Below are 20,156 nucleotides of genomic sequence, written 5' to 3' on the forward strand. Positions count from 1 at the left end.
TCATAGACCAACCTATAGGTTTCCGGCTTATGATTTAAAGGTAATTGTAAAAGTAGTACCCTTATCAACTTCACTATCCACAGAAATTTTACCCCCTAGGCTGGCAATGTGATTATACACTAAATATAGGCCAACGCCTTTACTGTCCCCATTGTGGTGAAATTTTTGATTTAATCCAAAGATTTTATCCCCAACTTGGTCCATATCAAAACCAAGTCCGTTATCCGTATAGACCAACTGTTTCCTATCCTCCAATATCCGTGATGTTATGGTAATAACGGGGGGCACATCTGGCTTTGCATATTTTATGGAATTGGTCATCAGGTTCAAAAAAACACTTTCCAAATAATTCACGTTATGTCTTACTCCCTTTAAGGCTGAAAAATCGACCTTAAACGTTACATTGGCATTGACCAACAGGGAACTGATGGATGACTTGACCTGTTTGAGTATTGATTCAAAATCTACTTCTTCCAACTCAATGTTAGAGTTGTCTTTCTTACTTAAAAGGTCTACATACTTGTTTAGGGAATTATTGAGGCCCTCAGTGGCCAACTTCATATAATCCAAGGTTTCCAACATTTCATCATCATCAATTTTACTCACATCCAAAAACCCAAATATGGACAGTAAATTGTTTACAGGAGACCTTAAATCATGCGATGCGGTATAATTGAGCCGTTTTAACTCTTGGTTTTTATCTACCAAGTTTATTAGGTGCTCTATGCGCTCCTTTTCCAATTTCTTTTTGTGGGTAATATTTTTGGCGATAGCATATACCAATTTCTCATCATCCAAGGGTATGGAAGTCCAATGCAACCAAATAATCTCACCTGATTTACAGACGTATCTGTTCTCATAATTCACTAAGGGCACATTATTTTTCAAATTCTCCCTGTACCTAGCGGTAAGATCCCTATCTTCTTCATGGATAAATTCTCTAATGGGCCTAGAGAACAATTCCTCTTCCGAATAACCCAAAAGTTTTACCACAGCGGGATTTACTTTTTTAAAATAGCCATCATAACCGGCTATACATAATAAATCCATGGAAAGATTAAAAAAGGGTTCCAGGCTAAGGCTTTTAGTTTCTTGCATGCTGCTGATAAGATAAGGGTAATATACGGTTTTTAGCCAATAAACAAAACTTCTGCCTCTCCATCCCAAGACCAGGCCCCCACATGTTCATAAAACATACACTAAAGGCTTTGATTTCAAAACACCTAGCGAGGATCGAGGTAAAAACAAAAAAACCGCAGATGAAATAAATTGCGGTTTTCTAGCTTTATTTTTGGCTTCTATGCCTTTCCCGCGCCAACAAGGTATTTTTCAACAACATGGCAATGGTCATTGGCCCCACACCTCCAGGAACCGGAGTAATATAAGAGGCCTTCTTGCTCACATTTTCAAAATCTACATCCCCGGTGATATAATATCCCTTTTCCTTGGTATCGTCCGGCACTCTTGTAATGCCCACATCGATGATTACCGCATCATCCTTCACCATTTCGGCTTTTAAAAAGTTGGGAACTCCCAAAGCGGAAATAACAATATCGGCCTGTGAAATTATCTGGGTAATATTTTTAGTATGGCTATGGGTCAAGGTAACCGTGGAGTTTCCAGGCCAGCCTTTTCTACCCATAAGTATGCTCATTGGCCTACCCACTATATGGCTACGACCAATAACCACAGTGTGTTTCCCCTTAGTTTCTACCTTATATCTTTCCAATAGTTCCAATATACCAAAAGGCGTGGCAGGAATAAAAGTACTCATATCCAGGGCCATTTTTCCAAAATTGGTAGGATGGAATCCGTCCACATCCTTATCGGGATCAACCGCCAACAAAACGCGCTGTGTATTGATCTGCTCCGGTAACGGCAATTGAACAATAAATCCGTCTATATCATCATCTTCGTTAAGTTCTTCTATCTTGTTCAACAACTCCTGTTCCGAGGTGGTGCTTGGCAACTGAACCAAGGTAGACTCGAATCCTACTTTCTCACAAGATCTTACCTTGCTACCAACATAGGTTAGACTGGCACCGTCGTTCCCAACGATTACCGCTGCCAAATGTGGCACCTTTTCTCCACGCTCCCTCATTTTAGCCACCTCAGCGGCTATTTCCTCCTTAATTTGATTCGATACTTTTTTACCGTCTAAAATTTCCATTCATTTAAAGTTTAATGTTCAAGGTTGTTGTTTGTTGAATTTTGACCCCTTGTATTCTGACCGGGACAAGTAATTTATAAAGGAACTTATTTTTTTACTTTCTAAAAGAACCATTTCGTATAGGGCCTCGAAAGAAGCCTTATCTATATGATTTCTATCCAATACTCTATAAAGCTGGGAACGTAGTTCCCCACACGAAGCTTGTGCTATACTTAAAAATTGAATGAATTCTCGATTGCCGTTACGTTCGAACCCTTCTGAAATATTATCCATAATTGAACCAGAACTTTTATCCATCTGATTCCGAAGAGCATAATTGTCGCCTAAAGAGGTGGTTTCAAAAATTTGATGCACTTTATTACATATCTCCCGAGCCAACTGCCATATTTCCAAATCTTCAAATCTTTCAACCTTTGCCATTAGGACATCTTATTTACATCAGGAACCTTGAACTTGGAACCTTCAACCTTGAACCTTGAATAATATTACTTCATCCCCTTCATGGCCCCCATCATTTGCATCATCTTTTTGCCTCCGCCACCTTGCATCATTTTCATCATCTTGCTCATTTGATCAAACTGCTTCAACAATTGGTTTATTTCCTGAATGCTGGTACCACTACCTTTGGCTATACGTTTTTTGCGGCTGGCATTTAATTTGGCCGGGGTAGAACGCTCATCAGGGGTCATGGAATGTATAATGGCCTCTATATGTTTAAAGGCATCATCATCTATATCCAATCCCTTTAAAGCCTTTCCTGCTCCCGGAATCATCCCCATAAGGTCTTTAAGACTACCCATCTTTTTTATCTGCTGGATCTGGCTTAAAAAATCATCGAAGCCAAATTTGTTCTTGGCTATTTTCTTCTGGATTTTTCTGGCCTCTTCCTCATCAAACTGTTCCTGGGCCCTTTCTACTAAAGAAACTACATCTCCCATCCCTAGAATCCGCTCGGCCATACGGGAAGGATAGAAGACATCTATGGCATCCATCTTTTCCCCGGTTCCTATAAATTTAATAGGTTTGTTTACGACCGACTTAATGGAAATAGCGGCACCACCACGGGTATCACCATCCAATTTTGTCAATATTACCCCGTCAAAATTAAGAACGTCGTTAAAAGATTTAGCAGTATTAACAGCATCCTGACCAGTCATTGAATCGACCACAAACAGAGTTTCCTGAGGCTGAATGGCTTTATGGATATTGGCAATTTCAGTCATCATTTGCTCATCCACAGCCAAACGACCTGCCGTATCTATAATAACTACATTAAAACCATTGGCCTTGGCATGGGCAATACCTGCTTTTGAGATGGCAACGGGATCATTATTTCCCCGGTCCGAAAAAACCTCAACACCAATCTGCTCTCCAACAACATGAAGCTGGTCTATCGCCGCTGGCCTATACACATCACAGGCCACCAACAATGGTTTTTTTGTCTTTTTGGTTTTGAGATAATTGGCCAATTTTCCCGAAAAGGTAGTTTTACCCGAACCCTGTAAACCGGACATTAGGATTACGGAAGGCGTACCGGACAAATTGATGCCCTCTGCGTCTCCGCCCATAAGCTCCGTAAGCTCGTCCTTCACCAATTTCACCATTAACTGCCCTGGCTGAAGGGAGGTCAAAACATCCTGTCCCAATGCCTTTTCCTTAACCTTGTTGGTAAACTCCTTGGCAATTTTAAAGTTGACATCCGCATCCAAAAGTGCCCTACGCACCTCCTTTAAGGTTTCCGCAACATTGATCTCTGTAATTTGTCCATGTCCTTTTAGAACATGTAACGCCTTATCCAACTTTTCACTTAAATTATCAAACATAGTCTTACTGTATTATCAGGAAAGCGCAAATTTAAGAATAACTGCCGTAAGTGTGAAGCTTGGGATGAAAAATATAAATGTAAAAAAAAGGGCAGCTTCCGTAAGAAGCCACCCTTTTCCAAAAATTGGGGCAAAATTTTTATTTCTTTTCGAAGACCAGGATCTCCGTAGTGTTATCCCCGCTAATGTCCTTAAGCTCAATTCGGCTATTGGTCACGGAAACAATTTTCCAATCGTCCATTAAGTCCTGTATCGCTGTTGCCAAGCCAAAATTAAGATAGCATTTCAATTCCCCCTCACTATCCCTGATTATTCTCCAAAGTCCTGGGTAAGTAGGTCCGGTTTCCCCTGTTGTAACATTAACGGCAAGTTCTGCCTGGAAAGAAAAGGTAAATGCAGCGTAATCCTGGGTTTCATCATTATCACCCTCTGTATATTTTGCTATCATCCATTCGCCGCCCATCATAATATTCCTTATTTCTGCAACATCGTCATCATCGGAATTATTATCACAAACCCTTTCCAAAATAAGCTCATAGTTGGAATCCTCAATATTAAACTTCAGGCGTTTGTCCCTAAGATCGGACAACAACCACTCAAAGCTTACCCCAGGCTCGTCTCCCATGGTTATTGCCATTACCAAACGTCCTTGGGCATTGGTAGTAATAGCCCATGTTCCTTCGGAAATATTGGACTCGTTACTTAAAGTTACCACACCTTCAGCATGAAAATTAAACTCATATCCCAAAAGCCTATCAACATCCTCATTGTTCAGCTTTACTTTTTTAATGACCCAACTGCATTCCTTCAGTATTTCTCTTAAGTTGTCTGGTGTATTGTCTACGATATCACATGCCTTTTTCATTATTATCCTTTCTCCTTCACCGGCATACAATTTAATTTTACCATTTTCGAGGTCATACACAAACCACTCCAGATCAAAATCGGCCAAGGCTTCAAACTCCAACTTCAACAATACCCTGCTCTCACCAATTCTGGTGCTCCAAGTCCCCATTATACTGTTACCTACCCTATCTTTCATTACTACATTTCCGTCTTCAGTAAAGTTCATTACGTAGTCAAAATACTGACCTGTGTTGTCTATATTGGCCCTTATTACTTCATTTACCAACCATGGACAGGCAACAAGATATTCTTCCAAACGCTCTTGGGTAAAGTCATCATCATAATCGTCATCATCATCCTCATCACATTCACTTTTAGCAGTCTCAATAGCATTGGCCAATTCGGCATTATTACTTACACTAACCTTGGTATCATCATATAACTCCAATGTAATTGGGAAATCAAAACTCAGAAGATCATCATCTCCACGTTCCGAAAAATAGCGTCTTAGTTGCATATCATTTTCTACGGTAACATTACCGGTTTGCTGTAGATTAATATCAAAGGAATACACTACGATAGGATACACAAAATCTATACATTCTATGTCATCGTCATCCCCACCTTCAATACACTCCTCGACCTTCTCACGAAGTTGTTCCTTGCTATTTATAGTTATTTCGGTATAATCCGATAAAGTTATCTGTATAGGAAAGATAATTTCCAAGATATCATCATCTACCTCTACCTCATTAAAAATCTGCTTTATCAACTTTAAATCTTCAACAGCATTGATATTGATGTCCAATCCATTTACATTTACCACATAGGGAAAGTTGATGGCGATACAACTCGCTCCATCCACAATATTATCATAGGAACCATCTTTGGAGGAGGTTCTTTTTATTAATTGTGCCGTACTGGAACTTGCCAATATGGCTTCTTGGCTATCCTCTCCAGGTAATTCTTCAAATTCCTCCTGACAGGAAGTAAAACTTAATGCTACAAGAAGTAGGCTCGAGAACATTAAATATGACATAAACTTTTTCATAACGATTTGGTTTTTATTTGTTCGTATATCTCTAAAACAACTCACTTTTAAAATACCCTACCCAATTTTTCATTTTTTTTAAAATATCTTTGAAAAAAATTAAAAACAAGCAGGCTTGAAAGCTATCAAAGAAGAACATGTTTGCAAGGAAGATGTCTACGCCTCAATCTTCAGCACTTATTCCAAAACGGTCTTTAACTATATATATTATAAGTTTGGCAATGAAGAAAAAGCGTATGATGTTGTACAGGAAGCATTTATAAAATTATGGGAAAACTGTTCCAAGGTTGCTCCGGATAAGGCAAAGTCCTATGTATATACCATTGCCAACAATTTATACCTGAATGTGCTAAAGGCAGAAAAGGTAAGATTAAAATACGCCCCGGATACCAATGCAGTGGTGAATGAGTCCCCAGACTTTATAATGGAAGAACAGGAATATAAAGAGAAATTGGAACGGGCGTTGGCGGCTTTGCCCGAAAATCAACGTACTACCTTTTTATTAAATAGGATCGACGGAAAGAAATATGGAGAAATAGCGGACATGGAAGGCGTAAGTGTGAAGGCTATTGAAAAAAGAATGCACCTGGCCCTAAAAACCCTTAGGGAACAGATTGAAGGGATATAGGACATAGAATTGAGTATTAAGTATTGAGTTATGAGCCAAATGGGCTATTGGATTGTAGTGTGATTAAGATTAAACCCAGTTAGCGGTTTGGAAACTATATTTTATGTTATTTAAGGATATAAAGTTTTCATTTTATTCTATGGTTCCAATCCCAATACTCAATACTAACATCCCAATACTTATAATAATTATTAATTTAAAAGTAGGGTATTTTCGTTTTTGATTGTTATACCTATATAAAGCTAGAAACCATGCAAGAAAATTATTTGGCAAAATGGCTCAACAACGAACTCACGGAAGAGGAGTTGGCTAAATTTAAGGAGACCAAAGAGTATGCCTCGTATTTAAAATTACGGGAAGCCACCAATAATTTGGCAGGCCCTGATTTTGACATGGCCAAGGCTTGGGAAAACCTTAACAAACACAAGGCTACCACTAATAACAAGGTAATTAAACTTAACCCTTATAAGAAATACTTGGGCATTGCTGCAGCAATAGCCATAATTTTTGTTGCTTCATTTTTGTACCATAACAGTTTAAATGAAGAAATAAGTACGCAATATGCAGAAAGGGCTGAAATAGTACTTCCGGATGCATCCGAGGTAAAGCTAAATGCGGAATCCCAAATTTCATACAGCAAAAAGAATTGGGATAAAAAAAGAGATATAGTGCTAGATGGGGAAGCGTTTTTTAAAGTAGCAAAAGGGAAGCGTTTTACCGTAACTACAGATAATGGAACCGTAACTGTCTTGGGTACTCAATTTAATGTAGAAAACAGAAAGGGCTATTTTGAAGTAGCCTGTTATGAAGGTTTGGTAAGTGTTCTCTACAACAAGGAAGAAATTAAACTTCCCGCCGGTAATTCTTTGGTAGTTATCAATGGAGAATTACAGGCTTTGGCAATACCAAACACAAAGGAACCATCCTGGATTAGGAACGAAAGTAGCTTTAAGAGTATTCCTTTGAAATATGTTTTGGATGAATTTCAAAGACAATTTAATATTGAGGTCACTATCGAAAATATTGATACCAATCAATTATTTACAGGATCCTTTAGCAATACCGACAAGGAATTAGCGTTGCAAAGTATAAGTACTCCTTCTCAGATCAAATTTAAATTAGAGGGGAATAAAGTGCTATTCTATGCTGAAACACCATAAATACATTGTATTTCTTATTGCCCTATATTTACTTCTACTAGTTCCCTATTCCAATTGGGCACAAGAAAATGGTGCTCAAAAAGTAAATTTAATTAGCTATTTGGAAAAACTGGAACAGGAGTACAACATTAAGTTCTCCTATGTGGACCAGGACCTGGGGCAGTTACAGTTTTCTATTCCGGACACCGTTTCGCTACCCCAAATACTGGAAGAGCTGCGCAAACAGACCCTGCTGGACATTACTAAACTAAATGACCGCTATTTTGCCATTTCCAAAAGTAAGTTCGTGGATATCTGCGCCAATGTGGTCGACAATTTTGAGAACAGTACCATCATGAATGCCACCGTGGAGGTTTTGGGCAGTAATATATCCCAAATTACCGACCTGGAAGGACAGTTCAATATAAAGGAGGTACCCAGAAATGCCAATATCGCGATAAAACACCTTGGGTTTAAGACCAAATATTTGAGTGCGGAAGAACTGGCTGGCAGCAACCCCTGTAAGACTATTTTATTGTCTCCTAATTACCAAGAATTGGAAGAGGTTGTTGTTTATCAATTTCTTACCACTGGTATCACCAAAGAACCCGATGCCAGCATTGAACTCAATACGGATAAATTCGGAATTTTGCCCGGCCTTATAGAACCCGATGTACTACAGACCATACAGGCATTGCCCGGCATTAAGAGCGTAGACGAGACCGTGTCAGATATTAATGTAAGGGGAGGCACCAACGACCAAAATCTAGTGCTGTGGGATGGTATTAAAATGTACCACTCAGGACATTTTTTTGGATTGATTTCCGCTTTTAATCCATATTTGATCGAAAATGTGAACATCATAAAAAATGGGACCAGTGTACAATATGGAGATGGAGTGAGCAGCGTAATAAATATAAAGACCAGAAACAAGATCAGCGATTCGTTCGTGGGAGGGGCCGGATTTAATTTATTAAGTGGCGATGTTTTTGGACAGTTACCACTATCCGAGAAAGTTTCCGTTCAATTTTCGGGAAGGCGATCTACCACAGATTTTATAAATACCCCAACCTACAATCGGTTTTTTGATAAAGTGTTTCAGGACAGCGAGGTCAAGGAAAATAACAACTCCTCCAATCCCGAAAACATAGTAAGGGACGAGGATTTTTATTTCTATGATTTTACGGGCAAACTGCTTTACGACATCAATGAAAATCAAAAGGCCAGATTAAGTTTTATCAATACCAACAATCACCTTAAATACACTGAAAAAACTGAGGATGGCACTGCCAGAAGTTTATTGGACCAGACCAATCTTTCCTTTGGGGGAAGCCTGGAAAGTAAATGGACGCCTAGATGGAGCACCCATTTAAATCTTTACTATACACGTTATAACCTAGACTCGGAAAACATTCCATCGGAATCCCAGCAGCTTTTCCAGAATAACCAAGTTTTGGAAAAAGCACTAAAACTGAATACAAATTACAAATTGGACAATAACCTTAATTGGCTAAATGGATACCAATTGAACGAAGTTGGTATAACCAACTTTACACAAGTTACCCAGCCCGCATACAAAAGCAATATAAAAGGGGTTATAATGACCCATTCCCTATTTTCCGAACTGGATTATAGATCGAAAAATGAAAAATTCAATGCCAGAGGCGGACTTAGGTTGAATTACATTAAAAACCTTAAGACCTTTAAAACTTTTGATGAAATTATTCTAGAACCTAGATTAAACATAAATTACGCCTTAACCGAAGGACTTAAGACCGAATTGCTGGGAGAATTTAAAAGTCAGACCACCAACCAAATCATCGATCTGGAACAAAATTTTCTGGGTATAGAGAAAAGGCGATGGATCCTTTCGGACAACGAAATATTGCCTATTACAAAAAGTAAACAAATTTCGCTTGGGCTAAACTATGATAAAAATACACTTTATGTAGGTGTGGAAGGATTCTATAAAAAGGTGGACGGTATAAGTACAGCTACACAGGGATTTCAAAACCAAAATCAATTTAGTGGTGAAATTGGCAAATATGATGTATCTGGAATCGAATTCTTGATCAACAAAAAAACAGCAACCTATAGCACATGGCTAAGTTACGCCTATAACACCAATAATTACACTTTTGAGAATATAACGCCCAACCAGTTCCCCAATAATTTGGACATTAGGCACACCATAACCTTTGCAGGTACCTATACATATAAGAGCTTTAGAATGGGGCTTGGCGCCAATTATCATACCGGAAGACCGTATACCAAGCCACAAGAGGGCAACAATTCTATAATCCTGAATGTTTTCCCCAACCAAATCAACTACGAGGAACCCAACAGCAGTAGACTACCTGCTTACCTAAGGGCTGACGCCTCCTTTATCTACAACTTCAAAATAAGCCAAGGAATAAAATCCTCGGTCGGAGCTTCGGTATTGAATATATTGAACAAAAAGAATATTTTGAATACCTATTACAGGATAAACGACCAAAACGAAATTGAAACAGTGGAGCGGCTCTCACTTGGCATTACCCCCAACTTTAGTTTCCGAATGAGCTTTTAGTGGATCTCAAGCTATTTTCGCTATAAACGTCAACTAGCTCACATAAAAATAATGGCTTTGGTTATATGCAAAAAAAAGCCGGGAGCTTTGTGATAGAACCTATCCAAAACTCCCGGCATATAAATAAATAATCAATCAAATTACTTGCTCAAGTCTTTAATTCTAATATTCCTGAAGGCCAGTTCGGCACCATGTCCCAAGAAACCAATATGACCTGTATTCCTTTCCAGGCCTGGGTGTTCCTTATGGTCGGCTGTCCCGTTCTTGGACGCTTCCTTCCAGTCTCCATCCACAATTACAGTTCCATTTAAGGTAATTTTAATGTGATTCCCCTTGACGATTACCTCTTGTGAATTCCACTCCCCTACCGGGTTCAGAGCACCTCTTTTGGCTGCAATAATTCCGTATACGGACCCATGGTACTGGTAAGGTTGTAGATTGGCATATATTTCTGCCGTATCGTCCAAAATCTGCAATTCTTTACCCTCATAGGCGGCATCTCCGTCCAATGGAGCATGGATGCCCAAACCATTATTGGCGCCAGGTGTCAATTTAAAATCGAATCTAAAAATGAAATCCGAATATTCCTCAGCTGTAAACAAGTTACCATGTCCACCTCTTTTAGGTCTTACCAGTAGCTCATTGTTTTCCATGACATAGTCGGTCTTATTTCCTACCCAATGATCAAGATCCTTTCCATTCAACAGGGATTTAAAACCCTCCTTCTTTTCCTCTTCCGTCAACTGTTCATCGCCAGAACCAATTTCCCTTACATAGATATTTCTAAAACCTAGATCTTCTCCATGGGCCTGCAGCTCAATGGCCTCTTTGGCAAAAATGGCCTGTTTGCGATCCCAGTAGTTTTCCAAAACTACATTGTCCGTTACCAAAACTCCATTTAAGTGTACAGTAACGCGTTCACCCACCATTTTAATTCTAAAGGTATTCCATTCATCAATAGGGTTATCCGCCACTTGTAGCGGCTTGCTCTCATGCTTCTGATTGTTGTACAATCCGCCTGAACCCACTTGGGCACCAGCATCTACTCTGGCAATGTCCCATATTTGAACCTGGGGTGTACCCCTCAAATAAATACCGCTGTCACCACCATTGGTAATCTTCCAATCAACCAGCATTTCAAAATCGCCATAGTCCTTTACTGTACAGATATTATTATACCCTTCCCCTTTAAAACCGATAACACCGTTTTCTATATACCAATCCTTCATCATTTGCTCATTGGCCTTGGCCTGTTCGGCCGCCAATTTTCTTGCTGACATTTTGGAACGCGCTATTGGGTTTTGAACCAAGCCTTCCCATCCTGTAAAGTCCTTTCCATTAAAGATGGACACAAAACCCTTATCCGAAGGCATTTTATCCAAAAACTCCTTCACATCAATTTTTATATACTGACTATCCGGGCCGGTAAGGTTGTCCACGCTTCTAGATACAATATCCCTAACCACTTCACCGCTTAAGCCATCTTGCACTCCTGGTGTTGGGAGAGCTATGGCAATAGCTGCGTTGGAAGCGGTGGTCAACAATTCTTCGTCATTTAAATATTCAGAAACAAAAATTAAGGAAAGAAAGGTTTTTACATTCCTTGCCGCAGATAACACTTGCTTCTTTTCAGCAAGGGTTTTGGCCTCTGGCATTAATTTCCTTACCAACAACAACTTCTGATCATCTGGATAATCCGATTTTCTTACTTTGGAAAGATAGTTGTCAAAAGCATTTTTTCTAATAGCATCATCAGTGCTAGTTGTGGCCGTCTTAAATAAATATGGCAAAGCATCATTGTTCTTCCAATTGGACAGTGCATCCAAAGCAATCATTTTCTCGCTATCATTACCTATAGAAAGCCTTTGGGAAACCAACTCCAACGCCTCTTGGGTACTTAATGAAGCCAATACCGGCAATAATTTGGACTTATCCGAAGCCGAATTATACTCCTTGAAAACTGTATCCGCATATTTACCATTACTTCCATCTAGGATGTTTAATATGGCCAGCTGTGCATTTTTTATGTTCTCCGATTTATCTGTCTTGTTCAAAAGGCTTATTAAGGTTGAAAAATCCTTGTCCGATGAAATAGACGGCAACGCCTTGTAGACCGCGGCAGTAACATTTTCAATTCCTGAACCTACATTTCCCACTAGTGTATCAAATTGGTCCGTGGCATTCCTGGCGGCCAAGACATTTACCAATACTTCCTTTCCCGCCTCATTTACATTGGGAAGCTGGCCGGCCAATAAACCACTATCCTTGGCATTGCACAATCTCAACAAAGTTTCCTCAACTGCACTATATTCCTCAGGGGTAGTCGCCAATTTTAAACTTTTGAACAGTACCGGCAAGGCCTTGTTCTTATCTTGATAGGATAAAGATTTTATTCCGGCCTCGCGTACAGAAACATCCTTGTCCTCTACCGCGTTTAAAATAACCTTATCAAAAACAACCTTTTCATTACTTTTACTAAGCATTCTAATTATAAGCGGCTTAATTACCGCAGAAGACTTCTTATATTGTTTAACCCATAATGCAACCTCAGTAGAAGAAAGTTCGGAACCGGCGGCATCCAATACGGCACCAACGTAATTCTTATTGCTGTTCTTGGATTCCTTTAACAATGTCTTGGTAAAGGCAGTGCCTTCATTGGCACTCAATATATGTATTCCTGCAGATCGATAATGCAACTGGTTGTCCAACTTGCAATTTTTAAGCAGAGCGTAGGCCACGGTGTTACTCAAGCCTTTATCACCTTGCTCTTGCAGTTTATTACCATAGTGGATAAAAGCAATAATACTTTTGGTCCCATCCAATTGGTAATTGGAGCTCGCAACAGCCTTTTCCAATACCTCATAGGAAGTTGGACTTCCTATTTCGGCCAATGCCATCAAGGCTCTCTGCTGAACGATTTTTGAGGATGAATTGACCTTGGCCTTTAAAACTTCTTCTGCCGGAGCAAATTGCAAGGCTCCCAAAGCCTCGATAAAAGCAGCTTGTTTATTTACATCCCCAACCTCGGTAGCCTCTAGAATAGCCAAGGAAGCATCTGTTGTACCAATAGCCGTTAAAGCCGCCAAGGCAGGCTTAAACAGGTCGTCAATGGAAAGATACTTGCTTAATGCCGGAACGCTTACATCTGTTCCAACATAAATGAGTCGATCCATTAAAAAGGTCTTTACCTCATTGTTGGAGGCCGACCCCAGTGCATTCAGCAAGGCATTTTCAACTACACCGTTCTGAATTTTGGCTTCTTCCCCGCCATTATATATAGCCACACTTTGTATGGCATATCTGGCTTTTGTATCATCCCCAGTTCCCAACGGAACAAGCTTATCCGTAATTTTTAGGATCCCATCCTCACCCAAGTCGATTATTTCCTGCATTAAACGATCAGAATGATCCAGGTCCTCTGTTGGCAATTGCATCAAAATATCGGCCACCTTGGTATCCAAGGTTCTATTGTCCTGTCCACTAATGGCAAGTGTACCCATAAACAGCATTAGCACACCTATGTTTTTATATAATGTATTCATTTTATATTTCTAGTATTTGGTTAATAAGCCCAGGAGGACCTCATTGGTTGATCTATTAATCTATTGGCTTCCTCATCATTGATAAACTCCTGTTTTACCGGATCAAACTCCAATGTACGCCCCAATCTCAAGGCAATAATACCCATGTTCACAACGGTGGCCGAACGGTGGCCGTTCTCCTCGTTAAGGGCAAATTTCTGTCTGGTTTTTACCGATTCCGAGAATACGGTAATCTGCTCCTCAGGATCCGGTATACTATTGATCAAGCCCTCAATATTGGGGATGGTAGATTTAAATCCGTTATATATTTTTCCATTTGGCCCTTCAATATAGGCGGCATCCTTATCCCTGTTTTCACCATCCAAGATTATTTGACAACCATCGGCATAAGTATAGGTAATCCTTCTCCAGGTACCAATGGCATCATAGTGCTGCTCTGGCGCGTCCACTTCAACCTTAATAGGACTGGTGTTGTCTTTACCTAAAAAGTATTGTACAGGATCAATATAATGCTGTCCCATATCGCCCAATCCACCACCATCGTAGTCCCAATATCCCCTAAAGGTACCGTGTACCCTATGTGGATGATAAGGCTTTTCCGGGGCGGGCCCTAACCACATATTATAATCCAACTCTGCTGGCACGGGCTGAGGTGCTAAATTTTCCTTACCAACCCAATAGAATTTCCAATTAAATCCAGTAACCCCGCTAATGGTCACTTTTAGCGGCCATCCCAAGGCACCACTATCCACTACCTTTTTCAATTTCTTTACCGGAGTACCCATCCCGTAAAAATTATCCTTAAAACGGAACCAAGTATTTAAGCGGAACATTTTCCCATGCTGCTGCATGGCCTCCACTACTCTCTTACCTTCACCTATAGTCCTTGTCATTGGCTTTTCGCACCAAACATCCTTTCCCGCTTCCGCCGCCATAATAGACATAAGACCATGCCAATGTGGTGGGGTGGCTATATGTACGATATCCACATCAGGTCGCTGCAAAACTTCCCTAAAGTCGCGATATCCCTGTACACCGCTTCCCACTTTTTGAAGGGTACTGGATAAATGATTGGCATCAGCATCACAAATAGCTAGAAGTCTAGTTCCTTCATAATCCAAATGTCCTTGACCCATGCCCCCAACACCTATTACGGCCTTGGTCAATTGATCGCTAGGCGGAATAAAATTCGTCCCTCCCATGACATGTCTTGGAATAATACTGATTCCTGCAGCTGCCACTAGCGACTTTCTTACAAAATCCCTACGGCTGGTTGATTTTTTCTCCATCTATACTTATTCTATTAATTATTTGAAGTTTCAATATTTAAACCCACAAAGTAAAACTGTAATGCGTAAAAAAAGGGGTAATGTTTGGGGTAATAAAATTGAAAAAAAGTGAATTATATAAATATTTTCAAATTGTGTTGGATTCTACAGGGGATTACTTACCACCATATCCTCAAATTTAACGGTATAAATCTCACCATAAATTTTTTTATAGAGCTTGGCAAAATTGTCGTAGGCCTTATGTGCCAAACTTAATTTTCCCTGCCTAATCAGAATTTGTAATTTAATCTGCAGCGCATGCTCATTTAAATCATCATAGATATACATTACAGATGCCAAGTCGTACATTAAAACGCTATGCCTATCCAAGTCCAGTATTTTTGATATATCATAACAGAATTCTATGATTCTATTGCTCATATTTTCAACAATGGGATCCAACCATGAATCGCTCATATTCATGAAAAATCTTTCTGCCTTTAATATAGAGAACAATTGGGGCAATTGTTCTTCCAAATAAACAACCGTTACACCACCACTACCCAAGTCTTTCAAATAATTCAGAACTTCCAGATAATCACAAAAACAATTTTCTCCGATTTCAAGATACCAACTTTTGTCCCGAAAGGTCAAATTCATTTCCTTGGTCTCGGACAAAATAGCCCTAAGGTTCTGTATATTGGTCCCTCTCGTATTTTTTGCATTCTTTGGGCTCATGCCTGGCCAAAGTGCCTCGGTAAGTTTTTTGGTGCTAATTCCATCCTTTTCACCAATGCTGTGCAACAAGACAATAACAAATAGCTGTTTTAACTTGGGGGACAATTTTTTGGCAATATCAACACCTTCAGAATTAATGATACGCAATGACCCAAAGCAAAGTATTTTTTCAGCTGCCTTAATTAAACTCCTATGATCCCTGTTAGGAAACTTTTTTACCGGTTCTTCCGGTACTGGTAAAAACTTTGCCCTGATTACTCCTTTTTTCCAAAACTTAAGCACCAGAAAAATAAGTAAAAATACAGCAATGGCTAGTCCTATTTTTATATAAAGTGATGATACAACCGTATCGTTCACTTCTATTTTTTGGTATTCCTTGGCAATTTCAAGAGCATTAAGTTCACGTTTCCATATTTTAATATTTGTAAGATATCCGATAAAAAATTCTTGCCATAGATTACTTCCTATAACAATATTATAGTCGGACGTATCATAATCCTCGATTAGCTTGATCTTATCTGTCTGTTTCCCATTCACAAAAAACAAAAGTTCGTCGTTCACTTTGGAATGCACCAAAGCCACATGGGTCCATTCATTTAATGGCACCGGGGATGTTTGGGATATATAGTCCTTAATATCGGCCATGGTAAAAGTCAACAATCCTTCGTGCAACTTTAAAACAAAATTATCCCCTTTTCCCAGTATACTGTTGTTACTTGTTAGGACGGTGGGCCTAACCCATGCCGAGATGGTAAAACTTCCCTCCAAGGCCGTTCTACTATCCAATCCGGCATCTACATAAGCCCCCTTATCAAAATAGCCCACCTTTCCATGCACCTCATCTTCTTGAATCTTCACATTATTAACGATAAGTTCCTTATCATTTTTTCTAACCGCATTTTTAATGGTAGTACCAAAAGAAAAGTGATCTGTTAGACCGTATTCAAAATCTAAGGGAAAGCCAATAAACTCTTTAAGATTACCTCTATTTTCCGGGGTAGTATAAATAATATCGGGAGAGAAATAATAACCGGCCCTGTGCGGAATAAATACTGGCAGGCTTTCCGTTGGATCTATGGGAAGGCTAAAATACCCATTGACGATAAGGTTTCTATGGTTTTTGAAGCTTACCCCGTTCAACAAACCAGATTTGGACCTCACAGCACCAAACACCCTGCTTTTCTTATTTAGGTTTAAGACAAGGCTATCTGCCTTAGGGAACAACTCGGGATCAATTTGAATGAAATTGGGAATTTTTCCGGAAAGCCTCCAAATATTTACAAAAACACTGTCATTTAATAATTCCTTATCCAACACCCTCACAGCCCCCAGTTCCTTGTTGGTCCCAAATTTGGGGGCAAGCAGGCCGTTTGGCAAGGAATCCAAAGGAATTGTCTCTATCTTTTGTACAGGAATCTGTGGGACCCAGGATTGCGATAAAAAGTCTCTGCCAAAAATATTATCGGTCACCAAGATGAGCGAATCATTTTTTGCCACTAACTGCTCCAATAGCGAATCGTATTTTTCCTGATAATCCGAGATATAGAGGGCTATGGGAGTTTTAGCATTAAGAAGACTAGCTAAATTATTATTTGTAATTTGATCAATATCGATCAAAATATGGGAACGCAGACGTATATCCCATTTATCCTCTTCAGAAAGCAGTCGATATTCCTGCGCGGTTCCCACTTTCAACAATAGAAGCAAAAACAACAAACAAAATTTAGAAAATGGAATTCTTCTTAGCAATATATACCTAATAATCCCGCAGAGGGCATTTCTATCAACTACGCAATTTACTAAGAATAAATAAAATTTCGCCCGCAGAAATTATCCGAAGTATATCTGCACCGAACAATTAACTTTTAACACCTAGAAATGCTATCCCTAAGAAAGGCCAAGATTTGCCTACATCCTGTCTGGCACCTGTATTCCCAAAAGTCCAAAGGCCAATTTTATAACTTCGCCAACCTTTTTTGCCAATTGAACCCTGAATATTTTTTTGTTCTGATCCTGCTCCCCCAATATGGAAACATTTTGATAAAAGGAATTGAATTCCTTAACCAAATCATATGTGTAATTGGCAATTAACGCCGGACTATAATTATCGGCCGCCAATTGGATAGTTTCTGGAAACAGCTGCAATTGTTTTAGCAACTCTTTCTCCTTTTCATGTAAATCTGTCAAATTTTGAGAACTGTTCAGGTCCTGCTCCAATTCTTCGGCCTTTCTTAATATAGATTGGATCCTAGCATAAGTATACTGAATAAAAGGCCCAGTATTTCCTTGAAAATCCACGGATTCCTCCGGATTGAACAAAATTCTCTTTTTTGGATCCACCTTAAGAATGTAATACTTTAAGGCTCCAAGTCCTATAATTTTATACAGCTCTTGTTTCTCTTCTTTGGAGTAATCTTCCAGCTTGCCCAATTCCTCAGAAATATCAGCTGCAGTTTGGGTCATCTCAGCCATTAATTCATCGGCATCCACTACGGTACCTTCCCTACTCTTCATTTTCCCACTGGGCAGATCCACCATTCCATAACTTAAGTGATATAGCTTTTCAGCCCAACCAAAGCCCAACTTCTGTAATATAAGGAACAACACCTTAAAGTGGTAATCCTGTTCATTGCCAACGGTGTAGACCATGCCCTTAACATCAGGATTATCCTTTACCCTTTGTATTGCCGTGCCAATATCCTGGGTCATATACACTGCAGTACCATCTGAACGGAGTACAATCTTTTCATCAAGACCTTCATCCGTTAGGTCTATCCACACGCTTCCATCTTCCTTTTTATAAAAGACCCCCCTTTGCAATCCGTCCTCCACAAAGTCCTTTCCCAACAAATAGGTATTGCTTTCGTAATAGAGTTGATCAAAGTCGACCCCCATGTTTTTGTAGGTAATTTCAAAACCGTCATAAACCCATTGGTTCATAGTCTTCCATAGTTCTACCACCTCCTCATCGCCGGCCTCCCATTTTCTAAGCATTTCCTGAGCTTCCAACAAGATGGGCGCCTCTTTTTCTGCTACTTTTTCATCTATTCCATTGGAAATCATAGTAGCAATTTCGGCCTTATAGGCCTTATCAAAAGCCACGTAATAGTTTCCCACTAATTTATCACCCTTAAGCCCCGTACTCTCCGGGGTTTCCCCATTGCCAAAACGCTGCCAGGCAAGCATACTTTTACAAATGTGTATCCCCCTGTCGTTAATAATCTGGGTCTTATAGACCTTCTTCCCCGAAGCCTTTAGTATTTCTGCTACGGAATAGCCCAATAAATTATTTCGGACATGGCCCAAATGCAGTGGTTTATTCGTATTGGGTGACGAATATTCCACCATTATGGCTTCCTTGGAACTTTGGGAAACAAAACCAAAATCTTGCAGATTCCTTATTCCTTCAAAAAAATCAAGGTAATATTCATTGCTAATGGTAATATTCAAAAATCCTTTGACCACATTGAAATCGGTCACCTCTTCCACTTCATCCTTAAGGAACTGCCCTATTTGCTCACCAATCTGTACCGGATTTCCCTTTACAAATCGCAACATGGGAAAAATAACCGCAGTAATATCGCCAGCAAAATCTTTTCGAGTAGGTTGAAATTCTACCGTTGGCAATTCAACTTTAAAAATAGAGGTAACGGCTTCTTTTACCTTTTGGGTAAGGACTTCTTGAATGTTCATTAATTTCGGCGTTTACGGCTGCAAAATTAAGCAATTTTTATTCTTTCCCCTTATTGTTACGGATAACTAGACCACAAAGAAGGCAGATTTTTTTTAACTTTATATTCCTTTGCGCTTTAAAGTGCCTTAAGATGATGATATAATCCGGATATCCATAAATTTTATGTTACTGAACGTTTCCTATAACAATAAAGAAATTACAAGAAAAATAGATGAAGAGGTAGGCAAGCCCTTTACCTTAAAGGAACGCTTTGCCTTGGACGGAATTGGATCTCCCAAATTATACATTGTTGACAGTAGTATAGAAATTAAAAATTTATTGATCTTGGACAATAATACCAACACCTGCAATATTGAATTGCGGCCAAAAGGGATCATTATCCGCTTTAGATCCCTATTGGAAACCTTTGGACTTATTATTCCATATTACAAGTTTACCCTATACAAGACCGATCTAGGCCTAAATACCATATACAGGGACCAATATTTTATCAAAATAAAATCGGACACCAAGGCCATACAGAAGTTTTTTACAAAATTATTGGGATACAGGGCGGACAATGCCCCAACCAATATAGAGGACCTGTAATACGTTATGTTATAAATACCTAAAGCCACCCCATAAAACTATAGAGCTTTTTGTTACCCTATATTAATTTTATTTAGATTACTTTTTTACGGCCAATGAA

General features: G+C 39.4%; 13 protein-coding genes. 4 read left to right on the top strand and 9 right to left on the bottom strand.

What is annotated here, in order from left to right; all coding sequences use genetic code 11:
- Positions 1-27 precede the first annotated feature (27 nt).
- From U735_RS0117525 to U735_RS0117545, 5 genes are all read right to left on the bottom strand, one after another.
- Positions 28-1,098, bottom strand: coding sequence for a sensor histidine kinase (locus U735_RS0117525; RefSeq protein WP_031445071.1), 1,071 nt, complete (start codon positions 1,096-1,098; stop codon positions 28-30).
- Positions 1,099-1,285: 187 nt separating this feature from the next.
- Positions 1,286-2,170 (bottom strand): bifunctional 5,10-methylenetetrahydrofolate dehydrogenase/5,10-methenyltetrahydrofolate cyclohydrolase, encoded by an 885-nt coding sequence (locus tag U735_RS0117530; protein ID WP_031445072.1) that lies wholly within the window; start codon positions 2,168-2,170, stop codon positions 1,286-1,288.
- Between the two features lie 18 nt (positions 2,171-2,188).
- Positions 2,189-2,590, bottom strand: a complete 402-nt coding sequence (locus tag U735_RS0117535; protein WP_031445073.1) for a four helix bundle protein — start codon at positions 2,588-2,590, stop codon at positions 2,189-2,191.
- Positions 2,591-2,655: 65 nt separating this feature from the next.
- Positions 2,656-3,993, bottom strand: coding sequence for a signal recognition particle protein (ffh, locus tag U735_RS0117540; protein ID WP_031445074.1), 1,338 nt, complete (start codon positions 3,991-3,993; stop codon positions 2,656-2,658).
- A 139-nt stretch (positions 3,994-4,132) separates the two neighbouring features.
- Entirely contained in the window at positions 4,133-5,890 is a 1,758-nt protein-coding gene (locus tag U735_RS0117545) for a hypothetical protein (protein WP_031445075.1), read from the bottom strand.
- Between the two features lie 115 nt (positions 5,891-6,005).
- Between U735_RS0117545 and U735_RS0117550 the strand changes: the two genes are divergently transcribed.
- The 3 genes from U735_RS0117550 to U735_RS0117560 all read left to right on the top strand — a co-directional run bounded on the left by U735_RS0117550 (position 6,006) and on the right by U735_RS0117560 (position 10,226).
- Positions 6,006-6,518, top strand: a complete 513-nt coding sequence (locus U735_RS0117550) for an RNA polymerase sigma factor (protein WP_031445076.1) — start codon at positions 6,006-6,008, stop codon at positions 6,516-6,518.
- A gap of 251 nt (positions 6,519-6,769) precedes the next feature.
- On the top strand, positions 6,770-7,678 hold the full coding sequence (locus U735_RS0117555; protein WP_031445077.1) for a FecR family protein: 909 nt from the start codon (positions 6,770-6,772) through the stop codon (positions 7,676-7,678).
- On the top strand, positions 7,662-10,226 hold the full coding sequence (locus U735_RS0117560) for a TonB-dependent receptor (protein WP_031445078.1): 2,565 nt from the start codon (positions 7,662-7,664) through the stop codon (positions 10,224-10,226). The genes U735_RS0117555 and U735_RS0117560 overlap by 17 nt, the downstream gene beginning before the upstream one ends.
- Positions 10,227-10,366: 140 nt before the next feature.
- Here the strand turns inward: U735_RS0117560 and U735_RS0117570 are convergent, their stop codons facing one another.
- The 4 genes from U735_RS0117570 to argS all read right to left on the bottom strand — a co-directional run bounded on the left by U735_RS0117570 (position 10,367) and on the right by argS (position 19,467).
- Entirely contained in the window at positions 10,367-13,768 is a 3,402-nt protein-coding gene (locus tag U735_RS0117570; protein ID WP_031445079.1) for a DUF1080 domain-containing protein, read from the bottom strand.
- 20 nt (positions 13,769-13,788) lie between these two features.
- On the bottom strand, positions 13,789-15,057 hold the full coding sequence (locus U735_RS0117575; protein WP_031445080.1) for a Gfo/Idh/MocA family oxidoreductase: 1,269 nt from the start codon (positions 15,055-15,057) through the stop codon (positions 13,789-13,791).
- Between the two features lie 144 nt (positions 15,058-15,201).
- Complete coding sequence (locus U735_RS0117580; protein WP_069857886.1) at positions 15,202-17,487, bottom strand: LamG domain-containing protein; 2,286 nt, start codon at positions 17,485-17,487, stop codon at positions 15,202-15,204.
- Positions 17,488-17,682: 195 nt separating this feature from the next.
- On the bottom strand, positions 17,683-19,467 hold the full coding sequence (gene argS / locus U735_RS0117585) for an arginine--tRNA ligase (protein ID WP_031445082.1): 1,785 nt from the start codon (positions 19,465-19,467) through the stop codon (positions 17,683-17,685).
- Positions 19,468-19,630: 163 nt separating this feature from the next.
- Here argS and U735_RS0117590 point away from each other — a divergent pair, with 163 nt between their 5' ends.
- Positions 19,631-20,056, top strand: coding sequence for a hypothetical protein (locus U735_RS0117590; protein WP_031445083.1), 426 nt, complete (start codon positions 19,631-19,633; stop codon positions 20,054-20,056).
- Positions 20,057-20,156: the final 100 nt, after the last annotated feature.

Origin of the sequence: Arenibacter algicola (assembly GCF_000733925.1) — a bacterium.
Taxonomy (GTDB): domain Bacteria; phylum Bacteroidota; class Bacteroidia; order Flavobacteriales; family Flavobacteriaceae; genus Arenibacter; species Arenibacter algicola.

What these genes read in the sequence shown, in the direction of transcription:
- argS (WP_031445082.1), bottom strand. Translation starts at nt 19,467, where the DNA reads ATGAACATTCAAGAAGTCCTTACCCAAAAGGTAAAAGAAGCCGTTACC.
- ffh (WP_031445074.1), bottom strand. Translation starts at nt 3,993, where the DNA reads ATGTTTGATAATTTAAGTGAAAAGTTGGATAAGGCGTTACATGTTCTA.
- U735_RS0117535 (WP_031445073.1), bottom strand. Translation starts at nt 2,590, where the DNA reads ATGGCAAAGGTTGAAAGATTTGAAGATTTGGAAATATGGCAGTTGGCT.
- U735_RS0117545 (WP_031445075.1), bottom strand. Translation starts at nt 5,890, where the DNA reads ATGAAAAAGTTTATGTCATATTTAATGTTCTCGAGCCTACTTCTTGTA.
- U735_RS0117590 (WP_031445083.1), top strand. Translation starts at nt 19,631, where the DNA reads ATGTTACTGAACGTTTCCTATAACAATAAAGAAATTACAAGAAAAATA.
- U735_RS0117525 (WP_031445071.1), bottom strand. Translation starts at nt 1,098, where the DNA reads ATGCAAGAAACTAAAAGCCTTAGCCTGGAACCCTTTTTTAATCTTTCC.
- U735_RS0117560 (WP_031445078.1), top strand. Translation starts at nt 7,662, where the DNA reads ATGCTGAAACACCATAAATACATTGTATTTCTTATTGCCCTATATTTA.
- U735_RS0117530 (WP_031445072.1), bottom strand. Translation starts at nt 2,170, where the DNA reads ATGGAAATTTTAGACGGTAAAAAAGTATCGAATCAAATTAAGGAGGAA.
- U735_RS0117555 (WP_031445077.1), top strand. Translation starts at nt 6,770, where the DNA reads ATGCAAGAAAATTATTTGGCAAAATGGCTCAACAACGAACTCACGGAA.
- U735_RS0117570 (WP_031445079.1), bottom strand. Translation starts at nt 13,768, where the DNA reads ATGAATACATTATATAAAAACATAGGTGTGCTAATGCTGTTTATGGGT.
- U735_RS0117575 (WP_031445080.1), bottom strand. Translation starts at nt 15,057, where the DNA reads ATGGAGAAAAAATCAACCAGCCGTAGGGATTTTGTAAGAAAGTCGCTA.